Origin of the sequence: Pseudoduganella ginsengisoli (assembly GCF_009720865.1) — a bacterium.
In the GTDB taxonomy this organism is placed as follows: Bacteria; Pseudomonadota; Gammaproteobacteria; order Burkholderiales; family Burkholderiaceae_D; genus Rugamonas; species Rugamonas ginsengisoli.
Genome location: NZ_WNLA01000003.1, coordinates 308,111 through 331,255 on the forward strand (window position 1 = coordinate 308,111; position 23,145 = coordinate 331,255).

Consider the following 23,145-nt stretch of genomic DNA (forward strand, 5'->3'; position numbering starts at 1 on the left):
GATATAATTCGCGATCCGACCAATCTTGCCGTACGAAAACGAACCAATTAGACAACTATAAAAATATCAAAGTCCCGGAAAGTTCAAGCGGTAAATTTTAACTGATTGCATGGACCCTATAAACAAATTCACAGGCTCCGGCCTGGTCAACTTGCTAGGTTCGACGCGCAAAGCGCGCATCATGAGTGCATCAGCATTGTTTCTCGCTGTGTGCGCTTTTGGTGCGGCTGGCGTCGCTCCGTTGGCGCCGGACGCCGCGGAGCTGCCGGTCACGTCGGTTACCACCGACCTCGCCCTGCCTAGCCTGTCTGATCAAATCAACGCCCTCCAGCAGCAAGAATCCACTGAAAAATACGTGCACGAAGAGCGCATCCGCGCTGGTGACACGTTGGCAACCCTGATGACGCGCCTGGGTGTGGAAGATGATGCTGCCGAAAATTTCATCAAGAAAGACAAAGTCGCCAAGGGCGTCATGCAGCTGAAAACCGGCAAGCGTGTACAAGCCCAGACGGATGAAAACGGCAACCTGATCTGGCTGCGCGCCACCGTGGTGGATGGCAAGGACATTCCTGTCAAAAACATTTCCATTACGCGCAATGGCGACAAGTTCGAGGCTTCGGAAGTGGCCGCGAAACTGGAACGCCGCGTGGAAATGCACTCGCGCACGATTGAAACCACGCTGTTTGCCGCGACGGACAATTCCAACGATGGCGCCAAGCTGCCGGATTCCGTGGTCAAGCAAATCGTTGAAATGTTCTCGACCAACATTGACTTCCGCTCCGACCTGAAGCGCGGCGACAACTTCAATGTGGTCTATGAATCGTTCTATCAGGATGGCGAATTCGTCAAAGCCGGCCGTATCCTGGCGGGTGAATTCACCAACCGTGGCGTGACGTACCAGTCCGTGTGGTTTGAAGATCCTGTGTCGGGCCAGAGCGGCTATTACAGCGTTGACGGCAAGGCGCTGAAAAAAGCGTTCCTGAAGTCGCCGCTGGAATTCTCCCGTATTTCGTCCGGCTTCTCGATGCGCGTGCACCCGATTTCCGGCAACTGGAAACAGCACAAAGGGATCGACTTCGCGGCAGCCGCCGGTACGCCGATCCGCGCTGCGGGCGATGGCGTGGTGGACTTCGCGGGCATGGACAAGGGCGGCTACGGCAACCTGGTCGTGCTGAAGCACTGGGCGAATTACACGACGGCTTATGCGCACATGAGCGGCTTTGCGCCTGGCTTGAAGAAAGGCCAGAAAGTATCGCAGGGTGACGTGATTGGCTATGTGGGTTCCACGGGCTGGTCGACGGGCGCGCACTTGCACTATGAATTCCGTGTGGGCGGCGATGCGAAAGACCCTTCGAAGCTGGCAATGATCCAGCAGGCGCCGCTGACGACGGCAGAAATGGCGCGCTTCAAGTCGGTCTCCGGCGAGATGATGCACCGCTTCGCCCTGCTGCGCCCACTGGGCCGCACGGCCGCGATGATGGCTGCAAAATAATCCTGCCCTACTGCCCTGCGGCAGCGAACCAGACGGCGCCCCAGCGGCGCCGTTTTCATTTCCCCACCGTGGGGTCAGACCTGCATTCGTGCATATTCCCCGTGGGGTCAGGCACGCATTGATGCATGTAATTCGTCCTGAAACCCGCAACAACACTGGATTTCGCACTGTTGAGGTCGCTTGAAAATTCAAGCAGGCTCTACCGCGAAAAAACGGTTCTTACAGCCGGTTCTCCTATGGCGGGAACGCACGAATGCACGTCTGACCCCAGCGGGGAAACGCATGAATGCACGTCTGACCCCACACTAAGCTGATTAATCAACGGGCTATTGGGTGGTGTTCGGGTTTTGTGTTGAGCGCGGGACAGGCGACAATAGGGGGAATTGAACGTGGGAGGGGAATGATGAGCTTGTTTATTGGCTTGATGTCCGGCACCAGCCTGGATGGCGTGGATGGCGTGCTGGTGGATTTCTGGGCGGGCGCGGCGCGCACCATGTCGGCGGCTTATGTGCCCTTCCCTGACGATTTGCGCGCTGAACTGCTGGCCCTGCAGGCTGCCTCGCCCAACGAACTGGAGCGGGAAGCGCTGGCCGCCAATCGCCTCGCGCAACTGTATGCACAATGCGTGGCCGATATCCTCGCCCCCACGGACATGAAAGCTGCCGACGTACGCGCAGTCGGCGTGCATGGCCAAACCATCCGCCACCGGCCCGAACTGGGTTTTACCCGCCAGACCAACAATCCCGCGCTGCTGGCCGAATTGTGCGGCATCGACGTGATTGCCGATTTCCGCAGCCGCGATATCGCCGCCGGCGGCCAGGGCGCACCGCTGGTGCCCGCCTTCCACCAGGCGCTGTTTGCCCAGCAAGGCAAAACCCGTGTGCTGGCCAATATCGGCGGCATCGCCAATATCAGCATCCTCAAAGGCGACAACAATGCCACCGGTTTCGATACCGGCCCCGGCAATGTGCTGATGGATGCATGGATCGCCCGGCACCAGGGCAAACCCTATGACGACAATGGCGCCTGGGCCGCCAGCGGCACGCCCATCCAGCCACTGCTGCAAGCCATGCTGCAAGACCCGTATTTCCTCCTGCCTCCGCCAAAAAGCACCGGCCGCGATTTATTCCACATGGACTGGCTGCAACGCCATTTGAGCCACTACCCGGACGCCCGGCCGCAGGATGTCCAGGCCACGCTGCTGCAATTGACAGCGCAATCGCTGGCCGATGCCATTACCACCCATGCCCCGCGTACGGAAGCCGTCTACCTCTGCGGCGGCGGCGCCTACAACAGCGTGCTGATGCAAGCGATCGAAAACAAGCTGGGACAGAACGTGAAAGTCGCGTCGACCGACGCATTGGGCGTGCCGCCGAACCGCATGGAAGCGCTGGCGTTTGCGTGGCTGGCATTCCGCTTCAACGAGCGGCAGGCAGGAAATTTGCCCGCTGTAACAGGGGCGAAGGGAGAACGGGTATTGGGTGCACTCTACCCGCGCTAAGCGGGGTAGGCACGAAGCCGCGCCGGCGGGATCGCCCGCCAGGCGGCATCAGCAGAAGACCTTAAACGGAGAACGACGAACCGCAGCCGCAAGTCGACTGGGCGTTCGGGTTCTTGATGACGAACTGCGCGCCTTCCAGATCATCCTTGTAATCGATTTCCGCGCCAACCAGGTATTGGTAGCTCATCGCGTCGATCAGCAATTGCACGCCGTTTTTCTCCATCGTCGTGTCATCTTCGTTGGTGATTTCATCGAACGTGAAGCCATACTGGAAGCCGGAGCAGCCGCCGCCCTGCACGAAGACGCGCAGTTTCAAGTCTGGATTGCCTTCTTCTTCGATCAGTTGCGCAACTTTTTCAGCGGCCGCATCGGTGAAAACGATGGGCGACGGAATCGCGTCTTGCGCTTGCGTGGCTTCTGCTACTTCACTCATTTGGTACTCCTTCAAAATCAATGCCTTATTATAGACCGTCGCACGAACTCATGCTGTAGGCGGCCACTTCTACGATCCACTACGCAACAACGTTATTTCGGCGGCAACGCGGTAATTTTGCCGGATGCTGCGGTGCCTGCAGCCGCGGCTGATGCAGCGAAACCCGATGCCGCAGCGCCGGCGCCTTCCGTCAGCCCCACACCCTGCGACGGCGGCGCCGGTACACCCGCCGCCTTCAGCGCCGCCTGCAACGCATCGCGCTCCGCTGTCAGCCGCGCAATTTCCGCCTGCGCGTCATCGAGCTGCCGCTGCACGTCCGGCACGCCCGAACCGTGGCTGGCGCCCATAATGCGCTTGCCCAGGTCCACGCCCCACACCACCAGCACGCCAGCCATCACCAGCACCACGGCAATGCCCAGCACGCGGGCCGCCAGTGGCGGCCGCTTTTCTTCCAGCACCACCGTGCCTTTAGCGCCGTTCTTCACAGGCAATTACGGCAGCAGCGCAATATTGTTCAAGCCCGTGCCTTCGTCCAGGCCGAACATCAAGTTCATGCACTGCACTGCCTGGCCGGATGCGCCTTTCACGAGGTTGTCCTGCACCACCAGCACGATCAGTGTGTCGCCATTGTCCGGACGGTGCAGCGCCAGGCGCAGCATGTTCGCGCCACGCGTGGTGCGGGTTTCTGGATGGGAACCCCAGGGCATCACGTCAACGAATGGCTGATCCTTATATGCGTCCTCGAACAGCTTTTGCAATTCCTCGTTCGACACGTCCTTGGTCAGGCGCGCGTACAAGGTCGAGTGCATGCCGCGGATCATCGGCACCAGGTGCGGCGTGAAGATCAGGCGCACTTTGTCAGAAGTGAAACGCTGCAGCTGCGCAACGGTTTCCGGCGTGTGGCGGTGGCCCGATACGCCGTAAGCCTTGAAATTATCGGAAGCTTCCGAGAACAGGATACCGATTTCCGCCTTGCGGCCCGCGCCGGACACGCCGGATTTGCAGTCAGCAATCAAATTGCCCGCGTCAATGACGCCGGCCTTCAACAGCGGCACGAAGCCCAGCTGCATCGTGGTCGGGTAGCAGCCCGGATTGGCGATCAGGTTCGCGCCTTTGATGTCTTCCCGGTTCAGTTCCGGCAAACCATATACGGCCTCATCGATCAGCTGTGGCGCCGTATGGGCAATCTTGTACGTTTTTTCAAATACAGCCTGGTCCTTGATGCGGAAGTCCGCCGCCAGGTCAATCACTTTCACGCCAGCTTTCAGCAGCGCAGGCGCTTGCTCCATGGCCACGCCGTGCGGGGTGGCGAAAAACACCACGTCGCACTGGGTCAAGTCCACTTTGTCCGGCGCGGAAAATGCCAGATTCACACGGCCGCGCAGGGAAGGATACATGTCAGCCACCGGCAAACCATCTTCCTTGCGCGACGTAATTGCCGTCAGCTGCACTTGTGGATGGACTGCCAACAATCGCAGCAGTTCCACTCCGGTGTAACCGGTGCCGCCGACGATGCCAACTTTGATCATGTTCTTTCCTTGAGAGTGAATGGTAAAAAGGACGTGTATTTTATCAGGGCTGAAAAACCAGCGTCGCCTGCTGAAAAAAGCAAAAAGCCGCCAGGCGAACCGGGCGGCTTTTCCACCAGCACCTGGCAAGCCAGGTGCTGCATAAGCGAAATTAACGCTTCGAGAATTGCTTTGCGCGACGTGCTTTGCGCAGACCAACTTTCTTACGCTCAACTTCACGTGCATCGCGGGTCACGAAGCCGGCGCGTGCCAGATCGCCCTTCAGCGCTGCATCGTAGTCGATCAGGGCGCGGGTGATACCGTGGCGCACTGCACCTGCCTGGCCGGACTCGCCGCCACCGTGCACGTTGACTTTGATGTCGAAACGTTCGGTGTTGCCGGTCAGTTCCAGCGGCTGACGAATAACCATCAGGCCGGTTTCGCGGGAGAAGTATTCAGCGGCTGGTTTGCCGTTGACGATGATTTGGCCGGTGCCAGCTTTGATGAACACACGAGCCACTGCACTCTTGCGACGGCCGGTGCCGTAGTTGTAGTTACCGATCATGGCAATTCCTTACAGTTCGAGTGCTTTAGGTTGCTGGGCAGCGTGCGGGTGCGAACCTTCAGCGTACACTTTCAGCTTCTTGATCATTGCGTAGCCCAGTGGGCCTTTTGGCAGCATGCCTTTAACGGCTTTTTCCAGGGCGCGGCCAGGGAAACGCTGTTGCATTTTCAGGAAGTTGGTTTCGTAGATGCCACCTGGGTAGCCCGAGTGACGGTAGTAGGTCTTCTCGGTTGCTTTGGTGCCGGTCACGCGCAGTTTGCCTGCGTTCACGACAACGATGAAGTCGCCGGTGTCAACGTGAGGGGTGAATTCTGGCTTATGCTTGCCGCGCAGTCGGCGTGCCACTTCGCTGGCAACACGGCCGAGGACTTTGTCCGTCGCGTCAATCACGAACCAATCGCGCTGGACTTCATGGCCCTTAGCGGAAAAAGTTTTCATGTTTTGACTTTCTGTGAAAGATTAACTAACGCTCAAATGGTGGTTCCGCCCTGGTGTTGCAGCGGACGCAGCCTTTTTGTTTACTTTTCCTGAGCGAATGGAAAGCCTGCGAGTATAGCAGTGTTTAATTAAACGGGTCAAGCCGGCTATTTGAGTGAGAAATTCGGCCGGGTCGATAGCAAGGTTGCGCCGCAACTGGTTTTGTCTCCCTCATAAGCAACAGCCTTGCCGTTGATGCGATGGCGCGGGTGACCGGTTGCGACGGTGCAGTTGTCATGTCCCCGTATCGGACACATGACCTTGTCGCCAACGACTGCGATGGGGATCGAACCGGCTTTGACATTGCGGGAACAGCATTCGATGACTTTGCCGCCATGAGAAGTGGGATCACCCAGCCGGATCACGTTAGCCATCATTGATCTCCTGCCAATTTGGTTTCCGTCAACGCAATCGGCACGTTCCGCTCGTCTACGCGTAGCAATTGCCAGGCGGTTTTGCGCGCAACCACGGCTGGTTGCCCCGCAAGACGCTGCCACCAGTGCAAGTGGACGCGATAGCGGATATCCGGCGTGGTTTCCCCTTGCGCAAACCAGCGCACCGGCTCGACAGCACCAGCGTCTTTGCATCCCCACCAGCCACTGGCCGGACTTGGCGAACCGCAGGCACACGTGGCGCCAGGCGCCAGCGTGACCTCGGCAAGATCTGCCGCAGCGCCCCCGACCACCATGTCCCGGGCATCACTTAATTGCGCGCTACCCGGTTGTAACGGACGGGCACACCACCGCCGGTCGATCAGCTGCCATTGCGACGGCTGGGCCATTTGAAACGTCTTACCTTCACCAAACAGGCGCGACCACCCACTGCGTGACTGCAGAATAGCTTGCGGCATCGCGCCCCCGTCACGGAAATAGCGCAGTTGCCCGCCTTTTACCTCAGTGCGGCCATCATCTTGGTCCGCATCCAGGCATTTCCACCAGCCAGCCTGCGGGCAAGGGCCGGCACTGGATACCATGCCGAGTGTGACGACAGGTTTGGCATCGACAGGTGCCGCGACCGGCCGTATCTTGATTGAACCGAGTAACTTATCCCACAACGCCAGCGCTTCCGCATCCGTCAGGCTTGGTGCCCGGGCGCCCTTTTTATTGTCTTTGAGGCCAGTATCCAGTTCGATGTCAACTTCAGGGTGAAATGGGTCATTCGCTGCACCCACACTGTAAAAATTGAACTCATGCCGGTCGTGACTGCCAGGTAATGCAGGTACTCTCGCCAGCACCTGCTGGCCATTCCACTCAAGCACCGTACGTGACTCACGGCTGAAAAATTTGATGCGGTCATACCATTTGCCCTGGCCATGCGCACGCGCCATACGTTCCGAGCTGGCATAGCGGTCGAGGAAATCCTGTTGGGGCTTGACGTAATTTAGATTTTTCCGCGACTCAATCGAGAAATGCACATCGGGGAACTCTGCCAGGCGGATGCCGAGTTGGATGTTTTCATATGTCGACCGCCGGTCCGCGATAGCGCCATCGATGCAAATGCCTTCACCGGACGGGATTTCATTATCCTTGCGGGCACGGAGCTGGCGTGCCACTTCTTCGTGCATATTGAACTTTCGTGGAAGATCCTCCTCAAAAATCCCCAGCCCTTCCATCAAATAAATGTCGTCGCCTAGTACAAAGAACGAATGCAGGTGATATCGCGCGAGCCCAGACTTGCTCAACAAATGCGTCAGTCCCGGCATTTCCCCTGGCAAGCGCTTCCCCGCCCGATCGTCGAGCACGGCATCCGGACTAGCCGTACCAGCACTTTCACGCCGCATATTTTCCCTCATATATTCTTCTATTCTCCCATCCAGTTCCGCAGCTTGACCTGCATAGCGGCTCACTTCTGTATCAACTGTCATCCGCCCGTAGACAACCTTAGCTGACGCCGGCACCTCGATGACAAAACGGGTAAAGCAAATGGCTTTCGTACGCTTAAAGAGTGGCTGCAAGCGATGTGGCAATGACATAGTGGTCGCCCTTTCCTGGGTGATGGCGGCGCGGCCGCCAGTGGATTGCGCCAGCGTCGGCAACGAGCTTGCAAAGCAGGCACAAAGCAATACGCGAGTGATCAAGTTCATGGTTAGCTCCACTTCATTGTCTGGGCAATGCGAACGATGCTGTACACAGTGCTGTACAGCGCGTTTTCATCCTTATAGCTGGCTTGATGTTCATAACCGATCTGCCGGAAAATGCCGCGGAATTTTCCACTATGCAATTGGTCTTCCGCTGATGACAGGGGCACGGTTTGATCGCCAGGGTCGGCAGCGGGCAAGAGGGTGGCCCCAATCGGCAATCCTGCCTGGCTCTGCACAGCCAATACCGGTACTCCGGCTGCGAGAGCCCCTTTCTTGACAGGGCTAGTTAGCCGCAACTGCCCCTCCGCATTGTCGTCGCTTAGCGCCAGGCCAGCAATTTCACTGGAGTTAACATGCGTGTCGAGATCCCACACGACTTTTTTCCACGCCCGCCTAGTCGTGTCTACGCCATAATGGGCGTAGCTAACTGGATGGTAAAAGCCAGCAAGGGTTTGATGGAAGGTCTTTGCTTTGTCGAGCAATCTCAAGGTATTTCGCATCCCATAGCCATCTAGCCCACCGGGATTAATCCAAAGCTCATTCAACAACTGATACCACTTTCCCTGGACCTTGTAGATCTCCTCATAAGGATCCCCCTTGGCCGGCAACTGAAATAGCGTCGTTCCATGGTGCTGCACCTGCAGCCAGCCATTGCCATATGTCTGACTAGGCAGCAATTCCAGCCCGCCCTGCGCATTGGCCAGCACACAAGTCACATCCGGCCCCTTTTGCCCCAGCACCTTGCGCAGTATGCTGTCTGTATCCCCCTCAAAACCACACCGTATGCGTTTATAGCCCGCCCCGGCGCCAATGGCAGGCATCACGCCGTGAACGATACCAAGCACCTCGTTCAACCCACCCATTTCCGGGTGCACCGCTGCCCGCGCCACCAGTCCCCCCATGGAATGCGTCACCAAAATCACTTTCTCGCACTTGAATCCCTTGGCCCTGTACGACTGGATCAATGCCCGCACACGATCCGCAATGTACTTCCCCGATTCCCGATTCGATCTAAGCCAGTTATAGCCCATCGCATGCACCGGATACCAGCAGCCACGCATGATCTGCTTGAACTCTTCCGCAGTGAGCGGCTGCAATGGCGGCTGCGCATAGGCGCCCCACTTGGCAGGCGGCACATCCAGTATGGTGCGGCGCCACCATCCCGCCGGGTTGCCGTCATCACCGAATGGATCATTGAAATTTTTCTCACATAAGCGCAGCAATACACCGTAACTCGAGTAATAGACTTCCCCCCAGCCCCGCTCCAACGCTTTCTGCACCTTGGTGCGGCGATTGGGCGTAGTAACAGGGTCATCGATCAGCAGCAGCGAATCAGCCCGGCCTAAATACAGGGTCGCAAAATTCGTTATCTGCTTGTTCCGTGCATCGGCGGTCTCGCCCGGATTGCCAGTGGGATTTAACTTCGGATCATAATCATCGACTTCTGTGGCCTCGGGATCGAGTTGTGCCTGCCGTTGAGCTGGCGTGGCATCTTTCAACTCCAGGCACGCTCCCGTATCATCCGGGCGCCATGCAATATTGTCCGATTTCTTCAGTTTCTCCTGCCGCGCCTTATTCATTCGCAAATGCGACCCCATAATCCCCGGAATAAAAACAATCGGCAGCACGCGGTTCGGCGCCACGCACATCACCTGCGGTTGTTTGAGCTGCCGTGGTGTGCAATAGCCCTTTGCCTTCTTGCCGCCGCTATCAACGTCCACAGGCAATCGTTGTCCAGTCGCCATCTCATGTCCTTTCAGTCGATTACTTCAATGGTGTAATTGGCAAACGCCAGCTTGGTATCGAACCGTTCCGTCAGCCCATTGGCATCGCTGACGCCCTCAATTTCCGTGCCGTCTTCCACCCGGATGCGATAGCGGCGGTTGGGAAGTACCGCGCGTGTGATCAAGTCCAGCAGTTGCACTTGCTGGTCGTGCTGCACGTCCGTGGCAGGCAAATCCAGTTCCTCAGGTTCGCCATCGCCGGCATCGAGTTGATCGAAGCAAGACGAACGTATCGTGTGTTCCCCACTGCTTTGCTGCGTGATCTTGCCGCCGCCATAGTCGGCCTGCACGCCTTGTGCGACGATCTTGACCGCAGGCGCGTCCAAGCTGATTCCTTCAGCTGCAACCAGCCGAATGTGCTTGAGCGCTGTAATGACGATGTCGCCGTTATGTGCAGACACCTCAACATTGCCCGCCCCGGCGATCAGCTTGATGCCAAGCTTGACGGCAAACAGTTCCAGCGCCCGTGCGGCCCGTGCGAACAAGCCCCGTCCGGCCGACAACTGAACGTCGCCAACGCTGGCCACCTCGACCTGTATTTCCGAGCCCAGCACTACGCCTTTCTGGCTGGTCAACAGCAAACCAGCATCGCCGTGTGCGGCAACAATCGGCTGACCTCCCGCCCCTTCGCCCGATGCATCGACATTGGAACCCTGATCCCAATCCTCAACGTGTTCAGTCAATCGATCCAGCGCCGCAGCCGGTGCCGATTCGGCCATATGCGACCGGGCATGGTTATTGAGGTCGCACGTCAGAGACGCCAGCGAACGAACCGCACCTGCCAGCGTATCGCGCTTCAACTGCGGCACGTCTTCCTGACCAGGCGAGGCAGTAAGCAACACGCCCCGGCCACCACGTATGGCTACCGCATGGTCACTACACAGCTCGGCGCCTTCACCACGCGGCTCGCCCAGGCCATCGCGGCGCCCTTCCGTCAGATAGCCCAGATTCAATTCGCTGGCGCCGTGCTCGCTGGCCAGCTGCACGCTAATCTGGCCCGGCGTATCGTCCAGCCGCAACTGATTACCTCGCATGCCACCCACTTCGCGGCTGCGGATCCCCGACAAATGCCGGTTGCCCGGCAATCCTCCGGCCCGGCTCAACGCGGGCGGCAATGCTGTGCCGTTATAGAGCTGGCCAACGATAATGGGCTTGTCCGGGTCGCCACCAAGGAAGTCCACCAGCACTTCCGTCCCTACGCGCGGCAATGCCAGCGTACCGCACTGTGCCACGTCGCCAGGCCCGTTGCCGGCCCAGTTGGACGCAACGCGGACCCAGGCCGAGTCGCCATCCGCATCGCTAGTCCCCATCCCGGCCGCGTGCGCATGATCTTCCGTGCGGGTCGCGGGAAAGCGTATCTTTACACGCCCATATTCGTCACAAGCCACTTCATCCATCAACGGTCCGACCACAATCGCGCTTTGTAATTGCGGCCGGGGCAAATCCACACGCGGATCAAACGACGGTACGATCCGCACACCACGCCGCACGCACGTGAAACGAGTACGGAAACGCAGTACCTCCCCGGAAGGATGGTGAAAAGCCGCGTAGCGTCCGTCATCCCAGCCGCTGCCGGAAAACAGCCGCTCGATGCGAGGTGCGATCTCCTTCGGTAAATTATTACTGGCAGCAACGTGCTGCGACGTGACAACAAACCGCCGCTGTTCCACGTCATGCGTATCGATTTCAGGATGTTCGCTCAGCGTGAACCATTCACCCGCTGCCAGCGCCCGGACACAGCCTTCGCCACGAAATGTCTTGCTGTCGTAGAGTTGGCGCGCAGCCTGCGCCTCTGCCATGCCGGCAAAGTCGTTGGCATCAGCCGCCACGTGCGGCGCATCGACAAAATATGCATCAAGCCGCGCTGCGAGGTGATTGCCAAACGCGCCCTGGTCAGCCTGAAAAGTGTTCGCCGACGCCATGAAGTCGCGTCCAGCGGGATTCCGGTAATCCCAGCTATGGCGCGTTGCGGTGCTGGCCTGCAATGTACGCACGGCACACCAGCCAGTCACCGTATCACGCTCTTCGGTCGGATTATCCCGGTGATACCGCACCTCGCCGGCCGCACTTTCCGGCAAACGCATGGAGTCATCGAACAGCACCAGCGTATGCGCTGGCATGGCGGATTGCAGCAAATTTGACGGTAGGCCGCGGTTGGCATGGCCGGGGCGAAAATACCAGGCAATGCCGCGCCGTTTCAGCAAGCGGCGGATGAACGCAGCATCCGATTCATTGTGCTGCATCGTGAATGCGCGCTGGGGATGCTGCCGGCCCACCCCATTGCACTCGATGTCGAACGCACTTCCCAGCGGCCCCATACGTTCACGCCATTCCCCCACCAGCAACGTGACGATCTCCAGTTCATTCATATCGCGGAATACTCTGGTATTGGTACGCCGCTCCAGCAACGCCAGGGCATCGGTCACGGCCAGCTGATAGGTGGCCAATGCACCGTCGCTTTCTCCACTCGATGCTTCAGCGACCAGCCCGCATATACTGCGCAACCGCCCTTCATCAGTGACGATCTGCAGTTCGGCCGGTACGCCAATGAAATCCTTCAAAGGCAGCATTGCACTGTCCGCCACGCACAGTACGTGGTATTCAAAGCCGCCACACACGGCTTCATGCCCGACCAGGCGCTGCGGCAATAGAACGTTGTCACACATGCCTGCTGGCAGCATCAAGCGCAGCTTGAGTGGGCGGTTGGCAACGCTCAGCCGGTCAAATGCGCCGATCAAGTCGAGAAGATCTAAATCGCTCTCCATATGGACTCCCGGTTGGCAAGGCGCCGGCGCGACACCGGGCGCAGGATGAACAAGTCACAACAAGCGGCCAGGGCGCCACTTGTGCATCAAGAATTTATGCCGTTAGTTGCGCGAAACCACTGCTTCACCGCCAGTAGATTCCGGCGTGGTGGGCGCAGTTTTTACTTCGTGCTTTACGGACGCCTCCTGCTCCGGCAACCGTTGCTGTAACCGGCGGTCCAGCAACCGCCATTGCGACGGAATAGCACTATGAAAGATGTCGCGCGTCCCTGTCATGCGTTGCCACCAGCTCTGCTTTTGTAAGGCAGCCTGGGGCATTGCATTCCCTTCGCGGAAATAGCGCACCGCACTGCCTTTCACCTGCACTTTGGGACCATATTGTTTGGCATCCTGGCACTCCCACCACCCCGCATTGGGGCACGGCAAGCCGGCGCTGACCGACGTACCGGGAACGACAACGGACTTGGCCACTGCAGCGGGGGCGGCAGGACGAACACGGATGGAACCCAGTAACGTATCCCACAGTGCGATGGCTTCTTCATTCGTCACACTGGGCGGCGTGGCAGCACGCTTGTTTTCTTTGACACCGGTATGGAACTCCGCTCGAATCTGGGGATGGTAAGGATCGTTGGCGCGTCCCGGACTCCAAAAGATGAACTCATGATTGGCCTCATGGAATCCGGCCCTTGCTGGTTTCCATGCTGCGACTTCTTCGCCTTGCAATTCCAGTATGGTGCGCCGGCCCCGCCGCAAGTATTGAATGGAGTCCCACCACGCGCCCAGACCTTCCTCTCGAGCGGATTTCTCCGCATATTTCAAATCACGCTGAAAATCAGTTTGGGGCAAGACAAATTCCCGATTTTTCATGATATTCAATGACAAATGCACGTCCGGAAAATCCTCGAGCCTGAAACCGATCGAGGTATTTTCAAACTCATCGTCATGATCGACGAAACCACCTTCCAAACAGACGCCTTTGCCTGTGGGGATCTCATCGTCTGTGCGGGGACGCAAAAGGTGAGCGACGCGGTTATGTTCTGCGATGCGCTGCTTAATCTTAGTGGGTATGATTCGCATATCTTCAAAAATAAACAGACCGGTGGAAAGCGGAATAAAAGAAAACAATGTGTAGTTGATCGAATTCAAACCCACGAGCATTTTGTGTCCCATTCCGGCGCCGTCGAATACCTTGCCGAAAACAGCATCCGGTGCAGTAACCCGCTCATCCCGGCGATCAAGCTCCTCTTCAATCTTGATGCGCTGTCTCTCGACAAATTGACCGATCTCGCCAGACTTATTCGGACCAATATAAATTTCCGCTCCCACTGTCATGCGGCCCCATATGACCTTGGTTCTGGCCGGCACAGTAATGACGAAGCGGCCAAAGCAAACGGTCTTGGTTTGTGCAAACGTGGCTTGCAAGCGGCTGGGAACTTCAGTCATGTTGGATTTCCTTGGCAAGTTGGGGGTCTGGTCAGCCATGGCGGGAGGAATGGCCAGCAGCGCCAACCACAGCGGCCATCCACGTAAAGCATGCAGAGCGAATAATTTCATGGTGTGCTCCCGGTCATCGAGTGGGCGATACGAATGATGCTGTAGAGGGTGCTGAACAGTGCATTGCTATCCGCATAGCTGGCTTGATGCTCATATCCGGCTTGCCGGAAGATGCCTTTGAACTTTCCGCTTCGGACTTGATCATCGGCCGAATGCATCGGCACCGTCTGGGCACCTGGCGCCGTTGCATCCAGCAGCGTGCAAGTCAAGACACGGGCAGAGGGGTCCAGCGTGTCGAAGTTGGACAAGGGTTCGGTATTGCGTTTTTCGCCGCCATATTCATTTAACGTCAGGGTACCGGTGCCTTCGTCGCCCAGCGTTCGCAATGTATCGACAGCTTTTGCATTCACCCGCTTTGACAGGCGCCAGACAATATCGCGCCATGCGGGACGTTTTGCGGCGGAGCCATAATGGGCATAGCTGTTTTCGTGATAAAAGCCATTGCGTTTGCCAGAACAGCGGTCACGTGCTGGCCTGTCGGACCACACACTTTGGATGCAGGTCCAATTCCCTCCACGCCGCAGCGAAACCGCCGATAGCCTGCTGCCGCACCAATCGCAGGCATCACACCATGTACGATCCCCGCCACCCGGTGCTTCAGATTCCCCATCTCCGGATGAATAACGGCGCGCGCCACCAGGCCGCCCATGGAATGGGTGACGAGTATCACTTGATCACATTGAAAGCCCCACGACTGGTACTTGGCAATCAGCGCGTCAATGCGCTTTGCCACCGCGATTCCGGAATCCCTGTTTGATTTCAGCCAGTTGTAGCCCATTGCATGCACTGGAAAGCAGCGTCCTTTTACTGCCTCGCGCAAGGTCTTTTCATCCAGGGGCGGCAACGCCATCCCGGGCACCGCGCCCCAGCGCACCGGCGCTACGCCCAGTACATTGGTGGCCCACCATTCAGTCGGCTTACCGCCGGTGCAAAACGGCATATTCAAATGCGACTCGCATAATTCCAGGACAGACTTGTAGCTGCTGAAAAGCACTTCGCCCCAGCCACGCTCGTACGCTTTTTGTTCGCGACTCTTGCTGTTCGGCATGCCTGGCGGATCGTTCAACAATAAGACCGATCTGATATCCAGTACCCCTTGTGGAAAAGCGTAATATTCCTTTGTAGGTTTCGAAGGACTATGCCGCATATCCGCTGTTTCAGCGGGATCTCCGGTGGGGTTATGTACCGGATCATAGGTGTCCACTTCCGTCTGGTCCGGATCAAGCTGCTTTTGGCGTACATCCGGCGTTGCTTTGATGAGCGCCGCGCAGGTCGACTTGTCATCCGGGTTCCAAGCCATATTGTCGCTTTTCCCCAGATCCTTCTGCCGGGCAGCGCTCAGCCGCAAATTGCTTCCCATGATTCCCGGGATGAACACAACGGGCACGACGCGCTTCGGCGGCACGTTCATGATCTGTAGCCGTTTATCCGATTTCGGCGTGACATACCCTGTCGTGGTCTTGCCGCCCTTGTCGAGATTAACGGGAAGGTTTTTTCCATCCGCCATGGCAATCCTTTCCTTGTGATGAAGTCCGTTGACCAGCTACGGCGCCAACTCATAGAAATAACTGAATTCACCTGCCGTCTCGGGCCGCCCCAGGCAATATCCCCGCCCCAGCTGATGTCCGCATCCCAATTGCAGCCTGGTGATGTCTGGCTTGCGCAGCACGAGTTGCACGTCAAACCGCATGCTGTCCAGCTTGAAGAGTCCAAGAAACGCCGCCAATGCTTGCGCTCCGGGGGCGTGTGGCAGGAAATAATCAAAGTCGGCCCGGCGCAATGGCCCTATGCGCACGCGTGCGCGGCGGCCACGCACACGCTGCCTTGCCCCCAGCGTGATACTGCCCAGCGTGCAATTGCCGCGCCCCAGCACAGTCAATTCATTGGGTTGAAGCCGATACCACTCGGTATGGAAGGGCTGCACTTCAAACGGCAAACCAAAGTAATCCACCAGCAGCCCTTGCAAAGCCGTAGCCGGCACACAGTGACTACGCGAGACCGCCGCGTAGTAAGCCGCCACTTCATCCGGGACATTGGGCTTGCTTTGCCGTGCCGGCGGCATGCTGGCAATGGCTAGCAGAATCGGAAGAAATGCATCGCTTCCCTGTGCATCCATCGTGTAATGAACGCGCGCCTGTGCCCACGCCTGATAAAACAAATCCACGGAACGCTGCGATAGCATGTCGAAAAACGCACGCACGCTTTCCAACCGGCCGTTTTCCTGCGTCGCTAAAACGCGGCGGGTAAACGCAAACGGCATTTGCCCAGTCGAACCCAGCAAGCTAACCACTGCCGGCGTGACGTTGATCCGCACAATGGCACCTTGCTGCCTCGCACGCCCCAATTCAGCGTTTGTGCCGATGGGGACCCCGGCATCAATAGTGATGCTGTCAACCTCGCTTTGCGGGAAGCTCAGCGAAACGCGGTTGCAAAAGCGGACGCGCCTGTCCAGCCGAAACGGGATGCTGCGCCCCAGCCAGCGGTCCAGCAGGTAGACCGCCTGACCAAACTGGAACTGCCACGGTTCATCAAGCAGCCGTCGGATTACACCAGGGCCAGCATGCCATTGCGTGGTTTGCATCGCATGAGTTCCTTTCCTGTGTGATGGGACACGACAATCAGGTGGACAAAGCTGTTGAGATGGACAGTCAGGCCAAACACGTAGTCCAGTACCTGCACAAAGACGTGCAGTCCGCTGCCCGCATACGCATCCTCGTCCACCGCCAGCGTCACTTCGGTGCCAAACAAATGACCGCTGCCGTGAACATCGCGCCATGGAATGCGCGCCGGGCGATGGCGGATACTTCGCATGCCGCCAATCTGGCGGCGTGTCACAGCGGATTGCGGCAAGTCGTACAACGTCAGCATTTCAGTCAACACCGCCAAATCTTCCTGCAACAGCGAATGCAGCGACACCGACAAGTGCGAGACCAGGCGCCAATGATCCGCGTCGGATACCCGATATGAACGGGAAGGTTTGCGCAGCATGCGGATAGGGAAGCTGCCGACCGGACTGGCCATGGACAAGTCACCGCCCTCGGCGCCACATGCCAGTTGGAGCGGCAAATCCCGATTGGTGCACGTGAGGTCGACCGATACGGTACTGCTGTCCGCCTCAAGCGGATTGAACGCGCTATCGACCAGAGATATCGCCATTTCATAGCCAGGATTGGTGGCAGCCAGCAGCGCGTCCCGCCGCGTCAGCCAATAGCGGCCACACCGTCCTTCCTGAAAACCATGTTTCAAGGAATAGTAAGGGTGGAACTGTGCAGACGTGGTTCCGGCCGAATCATTCGTCGTGACGCAAACCGCATCCACGCTGTAAATTTCATAGGCTTGTGCGTGTTGCACACTCGGCAACAAAGCATATTCGCTCTTGGTGTAATCTTGATAAATGGGACAGGCACTGGTACTGAACAAATTGACGATAGGGGTACAGCCAGTCGCCAAATGCGTTCTTGCCAGCGGCGCCAGCACGTTTGCCAGTGCCGGCTTATCCAAGCGTACGCCAAGATGCAATGTCAACCGGCGGCAATCCGGTGGCAACGTCAATGCGGTCAAATCGAGGTCGAAGAAATTGAATTTCTCCGGATAGAGGAAATATTCCGTGACAATGCGGCAAGCTGGCTGCAACCGTGCCTCATAGGGCAGCATTGCGTCGTCAGGTTCGAAACCGGCGGCGGCCAATGGCACCGTTGCCAGCCGCCGCCACGTTTTTGCATCACCCGCCTGCAACCAGGCTGCAACCACTCTCGTGAACAAGGTATCCCGTAACGTAGCAGCCAGGGCAGCGTCGGCATCAATGAACAGCCTCAGACGCGCCAGCCCAAACTTCGCCGCTGACATGACAGCCGATGTCGACTCCAAAGTGATGGCGATATCCGCCAGCCATTCCCCCGTGGCATATCCCATCAGCGGTTGCTGAGTAGCTGGCGTAAAGCATGCGTCAGCCACACGCACCGGCACGACGTCAACATCATACACTGTGCGGAATTCACAGCGGACACCTTCGCGCTGAGGCGCAAACAAGGCGGTCCCGCGCGGCACCCTCTTTGCTTGTCCCGAGGCCAGCCGCAACGCTTCTTCGAAATCGAACCGCGCGATGGTTGCCGGCGGACTGGGTCTGTCCATATGCGGCAACATGGTTGCAATCAAGTCACGTGCCAGTTGCTGCTGATTGCGCTGCAGGCGGTCGGCGGTACGGGCGTTGGTGAAGCTGATGGCATCCAGCAGGCCCTGCGTGTGCGGATGCTTGGCATGGGAACCGCCTGTCATCCCCAGCGCCCCAGCTTCCGCAGGGAAGCGCTCAGCAAAGTCGCGGCAACTGCGTTCTTGCTCGATGCGCTCCCGCTCGTAATGGCGCAATAAATCCATCAGGCCACGCGTCATACGCGCCCCCATCAGCAATGATCAAGAAGAAGAGCGGCAGCACGCCGCAGCGAAGGTCAAGTCATGCGGCGCCGAATGGTACATCGCTGTCCGGAAGGCTCCAGCATGCCGTCAAAGCAAACAGTTTGCCCCCCGGCGCCGGCCTTCAGGCGAGCGTGAACTTGAAAGCTAATCCGATTGATCGCACTGGCTTCTGGAAGCATTCGCGCACGCACGTCGGCCAGCCGTGGCTCATGCCGGCTGATGGCATGAGCTACCGCAGCGCCAATGCTGTTGACATCGTTACTGACGCACAGTGCAGAAAAGTCCGGCAAGCCATAAGCCAGAATAGAAACTTGCGCGTGAGGGAAGCCATTCAATATGGCATCGGGAAGGGCGCGCCGGGTATTGAGTAAATCTTCCAGGTCGCGGGCTATCGCGCTCTTGAGGTCTTCCAGTGACCAGCCGGTCGGCCTGTCGTGTTCACCAAACAGGCCAGACCAAAAGTCCGGTAATAAGGGTTGTGGCATGGCGAATTCCCACTGGCGGCATTAGAGAATTCATTATTGAAAAAATTGCCAAGCCACAACTTGCGCATGCGCAATTAATGTGAAGGCCACCTCACAGCAGCCCCCACGTACCACTCAATACTGGTACACATTGACCACATTAAACGTCGTATCCGGCACATACACATGCCGGTTATGCGCAAAGATAAAGAACGGCATCCACACGCCGCCCACTTCCGGATAGCGTTTAAACACCAGGTCGCCCGTTTCATATTCCAGCGTATCGCCATCGATCTTGAACACTTTCAAGGCGCGGTTCACCAGGTCGTTGACGATCAGGTTATCTTCTTCATCGATGCACAGGCTGGCCGGCAGGTAGAATTTTTCATAATCCTTGTCCAGGTCGTCGCAATACCCTGCTTCGCCATACGACCACAGGCTCTTACCCTCGCGGTCAAACACGCGGATGCAATTATTGAACTGGTCGCACACGAACAGACGGTCTTGCGAATCCACGTCGACATCGCACGGCGTGAACGTCATCAATTCCTTGCCGTCTTCCTTCCAGCGGAAATTCTTCACGAACGTCACCAGGCCAGTCGGCTGCAACTGCCACATGGAGATGCGGTTGTTGAGCGAATCGGCAATGAAGATTTCACCGTGGCTGTTGACGGTAATGCCTTGCGGCGCCTTCAACGTGCCGTCACCGCCGACGCCTTCGCGTCCAAACGGTATGCCATAGTTCAGCAAGTGGCCGTTCGGGCCATACTGGAACATCGACACCGTGCACATATTGAAGTTCGTAATGAAGATCAGCGGCGTACCGGGGCAAATCTGCCCCAGCAGCGGCTGGCTTGGGTAATACACCGTCATGGCCAGGTCGCCCGGCGCGAAGAAGCCGCGCACCATGTTTTGCAACTGCGCGTACGGATTGACGGCCGTATCGAATGTCTTCAGGCACCAGTTGCCGGAATCGATATTGTACGAAGCGGTACCGACCGCTTTCAGCGGATCGAGGCCCATGTTCACGAGGAAGTGGTCGTACCAGTATTTATAAACCGACGCCGTGGTCTTGGCCCAGCTATCGAGCCAGTTCTGGTTCGGCAATTCGCCTTTACCGGTCTTGCCGCCGCCTTTGCGTTTCGGATCCACACGGATCACGGACGTCATGCAATTGAATTGCGACGTGGCCAGCGCCTTGTTGATGTTATCGCGGCGCTGCCCAACGGAGTCCAGCAGCACGGCGATAGTCGGCAAGTCATCGTCGATGATATTGATGCCGGTATGCAGCACGGTGGACGTGAATGGCTCGGTAATGTAATACGTATTCTTGTCCTTGCCCGCGCAAATCTGGTACGGGCTGACAAACACGCGGTCTTCCAGCGTGTTGTAGATATAGTCCGAGACGGAACGTGGCAATTCCGGCTGGTGGTTCCACAGCGGGTGCATGCCGATCACGGTTTCCTGCAGCACGCCGTCCGGGTTGTACACGGTGATGGCCGCTTCCACCTGGCCCGGCACAAACACGTAATCGTCAATCACGCACACGGAACGCATGACGTTGAACTTGCCGATCCCGGCCGGATTGCCAAACGTGTGCAGCAACGCGGTTTCCTTCGGCGCGATGATGACTTCATCCTTGACCGGCCACGCGGTATCGATTTTCAGCACTTCGTAATAGCCCGTGTTGGCCAGATACAGGTTGCCTTTGCTGTCGCTGGCCAGGCCCTGCGGCCACAGCAAGTCGTGCGTGTGGTCGATATCCTTGACGGTACGGAATTGCAGCACGAATTCGCCATCGAGCGTGAATTTCACGCAGCGGCTGCGCACGTCGTCGCCCGTATGGAAAAATTCATCGGCCACATAAATAAAGTGGTTACCCGACGCTTCGCGGATGATGGTAATGCCGTTCGGATCGGAGAGCGGCACAAAGGACTTGGTCGCCTTGTCGCCGAACGCGAACTGGAAGTCCACGCCATGTTCGTCGTACTCAAACGCCACGACACGGCCATTGCCCATGTCCGTGCAATACATGACGTCTTCCGTCGGATGCGGGCACAGGTGGAATGGCATTAACAGGCGTTTATCTTTGCCCCCCTTTTCCGGCGTGGCGTCGATCACGTGCAGCAGCGTGTCCAGGTCTGCCGTAAACACCAGCACGCGGCTGTTGCCGGTATCGCAGACCCATACATGGTCGTAATTATCGCGCGCAATGCCGACCGGCGAATTCATCGTGAAGTTCGCGGGCAATGCGCCGCTCTTCGTCATGCCCGGCAAGACCAGCTCGCCGTAGTGGCAAATGTGCTTGAAGTTGTTATTCGGTTCCAACGTGGTTTGCGTCATCGGTGTACCTCCTGAATTGATAGGGGAAGGAGTGCGCTGCGTATCCCTCAAGTATGCGCAATAGTGTGTGGACCAGCAACAGGAACCATTTCGCCAATTGCCACCGGGGGAAATCCGGTAGTAAGCTGCATGCGTGTCTGCCTCGTAGGAATTTTCCGACCTCAACCGTATACGATGATGACCCTGCCTACTGCCGTCGTGCATTGCATCCTGCTTCTTGCAGGCTCCGTGTTGATCCTGATGGCAGGCGCGCCGTGGTGGGCGCTGGCCTATTTGCTGGCCGGCGCCGCGCTAGCATGGCTTTCATCGCGCAAGGGAGGATTGGACTTCCGGCCCGTGATGCGCCTGGTGCGCGGCCATAACATCGGCATGTCCGTCGAAGCTGTCCACATCGGCAAGCAAATCAAGGAAGCGGCAGAACACGCAAACAAACAGCAAGACCTCAGCAGCCATATCTATACGCTGGCGGAACGCTCGTCCAGCGAAGTGCAGGTGGTGCAGTCGAGTATCAGCACCATTGCCGGCTTTGCCAATGACCTGGCGTCCGGCATGTCCACGGCGCGGACCGATATGGCGCAGGCCAATGACCAGGCGCGTGAAGCAGCGGAAGTCATGCAGACCTTTAACGCCAACATCGGCAAGCTGCTGGAAGGGACCAAGTCCACACTGGGCTTGATGCATCAAATCTCGGAAATTTCGCAGCAAACGAATCTGCTGTCGCTGAATGCATCGATTGAAGCGGCGCGTGCCGGTGAAAAAGGCCGCGGCTTTGCCGTGGTGGCGTCGGAAGTACGCAGCCTGGCCGAACGCACGCGGGTACTGGCGGTGTCCGTCACCACGCAAGTGAAGGAAATCCAGGAACATTCGCAGCACACGGCAAAAGTCGCCGCCACCATCACGGAGCGCATTGGCCGCACGTGCGAGGTGATGGGCGCCACCACGCAGCAGCTCGATACCTTTGCCGGCGGCAGCGTGCGGGTGTCCAGTGAAATCGATTCGATCCGCGACATCGTGGACCGTGTCACCGACAACAACAACACCATCAGCGACAACATCGGCCAGATGCGCAACCTGTCGCAAGACATGGCCAAGGCCATGAACGCCTGCAGCACGCGTTCGCGCAAATTGACGGCGGCAGCGGAAGACGGCATGCGCGAATTAGGCAAGGTCACGCTGGGTGAAGCAGCCTTCGACAAAGTCATTGTGCGCCTCAATGAATGCCGGCGCGAATGCGAGAAAGGCTTGAAACAGCTGGTGGACCAGGGCTTCGACGTATTCGATAAAAATTACCAGCCTATCCCCGGCACCAATCCGCAGCAATACCACACCACGTATGACATGGCGTATGAGCGGCATTTCCAGCCGCTGTTTGACGCTTGGGCGGAAAGCATCCCCGGCTGCGACCTGGCTGTCATGTGCACGGAAGGTGAAACGTATCCACCCACGCACGTATCGAAATACTGCAGCAAGCCCAGCGGCGACGTGGCATGGGACACGGCCCACTGCCGCGACAAGCGCTTCCACAACGGCAACCAGATGCTGTCCAACGTCAGCAACGATACGCGGGAATTCCTGTTCCAGGCGTATATGCGCGATATCGGCGATATCTTTGTGCTGGTATCGCAGCCCGTGTATGTGAACGGCCGCCACTGGGGCGGCTTCATGTTCGGCCTGCAGCATGAGGCATTAAAGGATTAACCGGCATATTCCGCCCCAGCCAGCAAGCCTGGATTCGCTCCATTACAATAGCCGCAGTCTTTAATTAC

General features: G+C 57.9%; 19 protein-coding genes. 3 read left to right on the forward strand and 16 right to left on the reverse strand.

The annotated features are described in order from the left end of the window. The first annotated feature begins 109 nt into the window (after positions 1-109). Positions 110-1,492 carry a M23 family metallopeptidase gene (locus tag GM668_RS07895; protein WP_155438393.1) on the forward strand — a complete coding sequence of 461 codons (1,383 nt, stop codon included), beginning with the start codon at positions 110-112 and terminating at the stop codon, positions 1,490-1,492. Between the two features lie 403 nt (positions 1,493-1,895). Beyond that, entirely contained in the window at positions 1,896-2,993 is a 1,098-nt protein-coding gene (locus GM668_RS07900) for an anhydro-N-acetylmuramic acid kinase (RefSeq protein ID WP_155438491.1), read from the forward strand. A gap of 61 nt (positions 2,994-3,054) precedes the next feature. On the opposite strand, the gene erpA is transcribed toward GM668_RS07900, so the two are convergent. The 16 genes from erpA to GM668_RS07975 form a co-directional block, all read right to left on the reverse strand. After that, positions 3,055-3,426, reverse strand: a complete 372-nt coding sequence (erpA, locus tag GM668_RS07905) for an iron-sulfur cluster insertion protein ErpA (protein WP_155438394.1) — start codon at positions 3,424-3,426, stop codon at positions 3,055-3,057. A 92-nt stretch (positions 3,427-3,518) separates the two neighbouring features. Further along, entirely contained in the window at positions 3,519-3,911 is a 393-nt protein-coding gene (locus tag GM668_RS07910) for a hypothetical protein (protein ID WP_155438395.1), read from the reverse strand. A gap of 6 nt (positions 3,912-3,917) precedes the next feature. Continuing rightward, positions 3,918-4,955, reverse strand: a complete 1,038-nt coding sequence (argC, locus tag GM668_RS07915; protein ID WP_155438396.1) for an N-acetyl-gamma-glutamyl-phosphate reductase — start codon at positions 4,953-4,955, stop codon at positions 3,918-3,920. Positions 4,956-5,106: 151 nt separating this feature from the next. Then, a complete protein-coding gene (rpsI, locus tag GM668_RS07920) occupies positions 5,107-5,499 on the reverse strand; it encodes a 30S ribosomal protein S9 (protein ID WP_154375548.1) in 393 nt (130 codons plus the stop codon). A 9-nt stretch (positions 5,500-5,508) separates the two neighbouring features. Beyond that, positions 5,509-5,937 (reverse strand): 50S ribosomal protein L13, encoded by a 429-nt coding sequence (gene rplM, locus GM668_RS07925; RefSeq protein WP_155438397.1) that lies wholly within the window; start codon positions 5,935-5,937, stop codon positions 5,509-5,511. 146 nt (positions 5,938-6,083) lie between these two features. Next, positions 6,084-6,353, reverse strand: a complete 270-nt coding sequence (locus tag GM668_RS07930) for a PAAR domain-containing protein (protein ID WP_371868658.1) — start codon at positions 6,351-6,353, stop codon at positions 6,084-6,086. After that, on the reverse strand, positions 6,350-8,059 hold the full coding sequence (locus GM668_RS07935; RefSeq protein ID WP_155438398.1) for a T6SS immunity protein Tli4 family protein: 1,710 nt from the start codon (positions 8,057-8,059) through the stop codon (positions 6,350-6,352). The genes GM668_RS07930 and GM668_RS07935 overlap by 4 nt, the downstream gene beginning before the upstream one ends. 2 nt (positions 8,060-8,061) lie before the next feature. Beyond that, on the reverse strand, positions 8,062-9,801 hold the full coding sequence (locus tag GM668_RS07940; RefSeq protein WP_155438399.1) for an esterase/lipase family protein: 1,740 nt from the start codon (positions 9,799-9,801) through the stop codon (positions 8,062-8,064). Positions 9,802-9,812: 11 nt separating this feature from the next. Beyond that, on the reverse strand, positions 9,813-12,605 hold the full coding sequence (locus GM668_RS07945; protein ID WP_155438400.1) for a type VI secretion system Vgr family protein: 2,793 nt from the start codon (positions 12,603-12,605) through the stop codon (positions 9,813-9,815). A gap of 102 nt (positions 12,606-12,707) precedes the next feature. Then, positions 12,708-14,159, reverse strand: a complete 1,452-nt coding sequence (locus GM668_RS07950) for a T6SS immunity protein Tli4 family protein (protein ID WP_155438401.1) — start codon at positions 14,157-14,159, stop codon at positions 12,708-12,710. Next, entirely contained in the window at positions 14,156-14,509 is a 354-nt protein-coding gene (locus GM668_RS31100; RefSeq protein WP_229499035.1) for a hypothetical protein, read from the reverse strand. Before GM668_RS31100 ends, GM668_RS07950 begins: the two co-directional genes overlap by 4 nt. After that, positions 14,506-15,666, reverse strand: a complete 1,161-nt coding sequence (locus tag GM668_RS07955; RefSeq protein WP_229499037.1) for an esterase/lipase family protein — start codon at positions 15,664-15,666, stop codon at positions 14,506-14,508. The genes GM668_RS31100 and GM668_RS07955 overlap by 4 nt, the downstream gene beginning before the upstream one ends. Before the next feature lie 36 nt (positions 15,667-15,702). Next, positions 15,703-16,740, reverse strand: a complete 1,038-nt coding sequence (gene tssG / locus GM668_RS07960; protein ID WP_155438402.1) for a type VI secretion system baseplate subunit TssG — start codon at positions 16,738-16,740, stop codon at positions 15,703-15,705. Then, positions 16,704-18,548: a type VI secretion system baseplate subunit TssF gene (gene tssF, locus GM668_RS07965; protein ID WP_170305544.1), complete on the reverse strand. Its 1,845-nt coding sequence runs from the start codon at positions 18,546-18,548 to the stop codon at positions 16,704-16,706. The genes tssG and tssF overlap by 37 nt, the downstream gene beginning before the upstream one ends. A 56-nt stretch (positions 18,549-18,604) precedes the next feature. After that, the gene (tssE, locus tag GM668_RS07970; protein ID WP_155438404.1) at positions 18,605-19,057 is read right to left on the reverse strand and encodes a type VI secretion system baseplate subunit TssE; all 453 of its coding nucleotides are present in this window, start codon (positions 19,055-19,057) and stop codon (positions 18,605-18,607) included. A gap of 114 nt (positions 19,058-19,171) precedes the next feature. Beyond that, on the reverse strand, positions 19,172-21,379 hold the full coding sequence (locus tag GM668_RS07975) for an NHL repeat-containing protein (protein ID WP_170305545.1): 2,208 nt from the start codon (positions 21,377-21,379) through the stop codon (positions 19,172-19,174). A 174-nt stretch (positions 21,380-21,553) separates the two neighbouring features. Between GM668_RS07975 and GM668_RS07980 the strand changes: the two genes are divergently transcribed. Continuing rightward, the gene (locus GM668_RS07980) at positions 21,554-23,077 is read left to right on the forward strand and encodes a methyl-accepting chemotaxis protein (protein WP_211923363.1); all 1,524 of its coding nucleotides are present in this window, start codon (positions 21,554-21,556) and stop codon (positions 23,075-23,077) included. Positions 23,078-23,145: the final 68 nt, after the last annotated feature.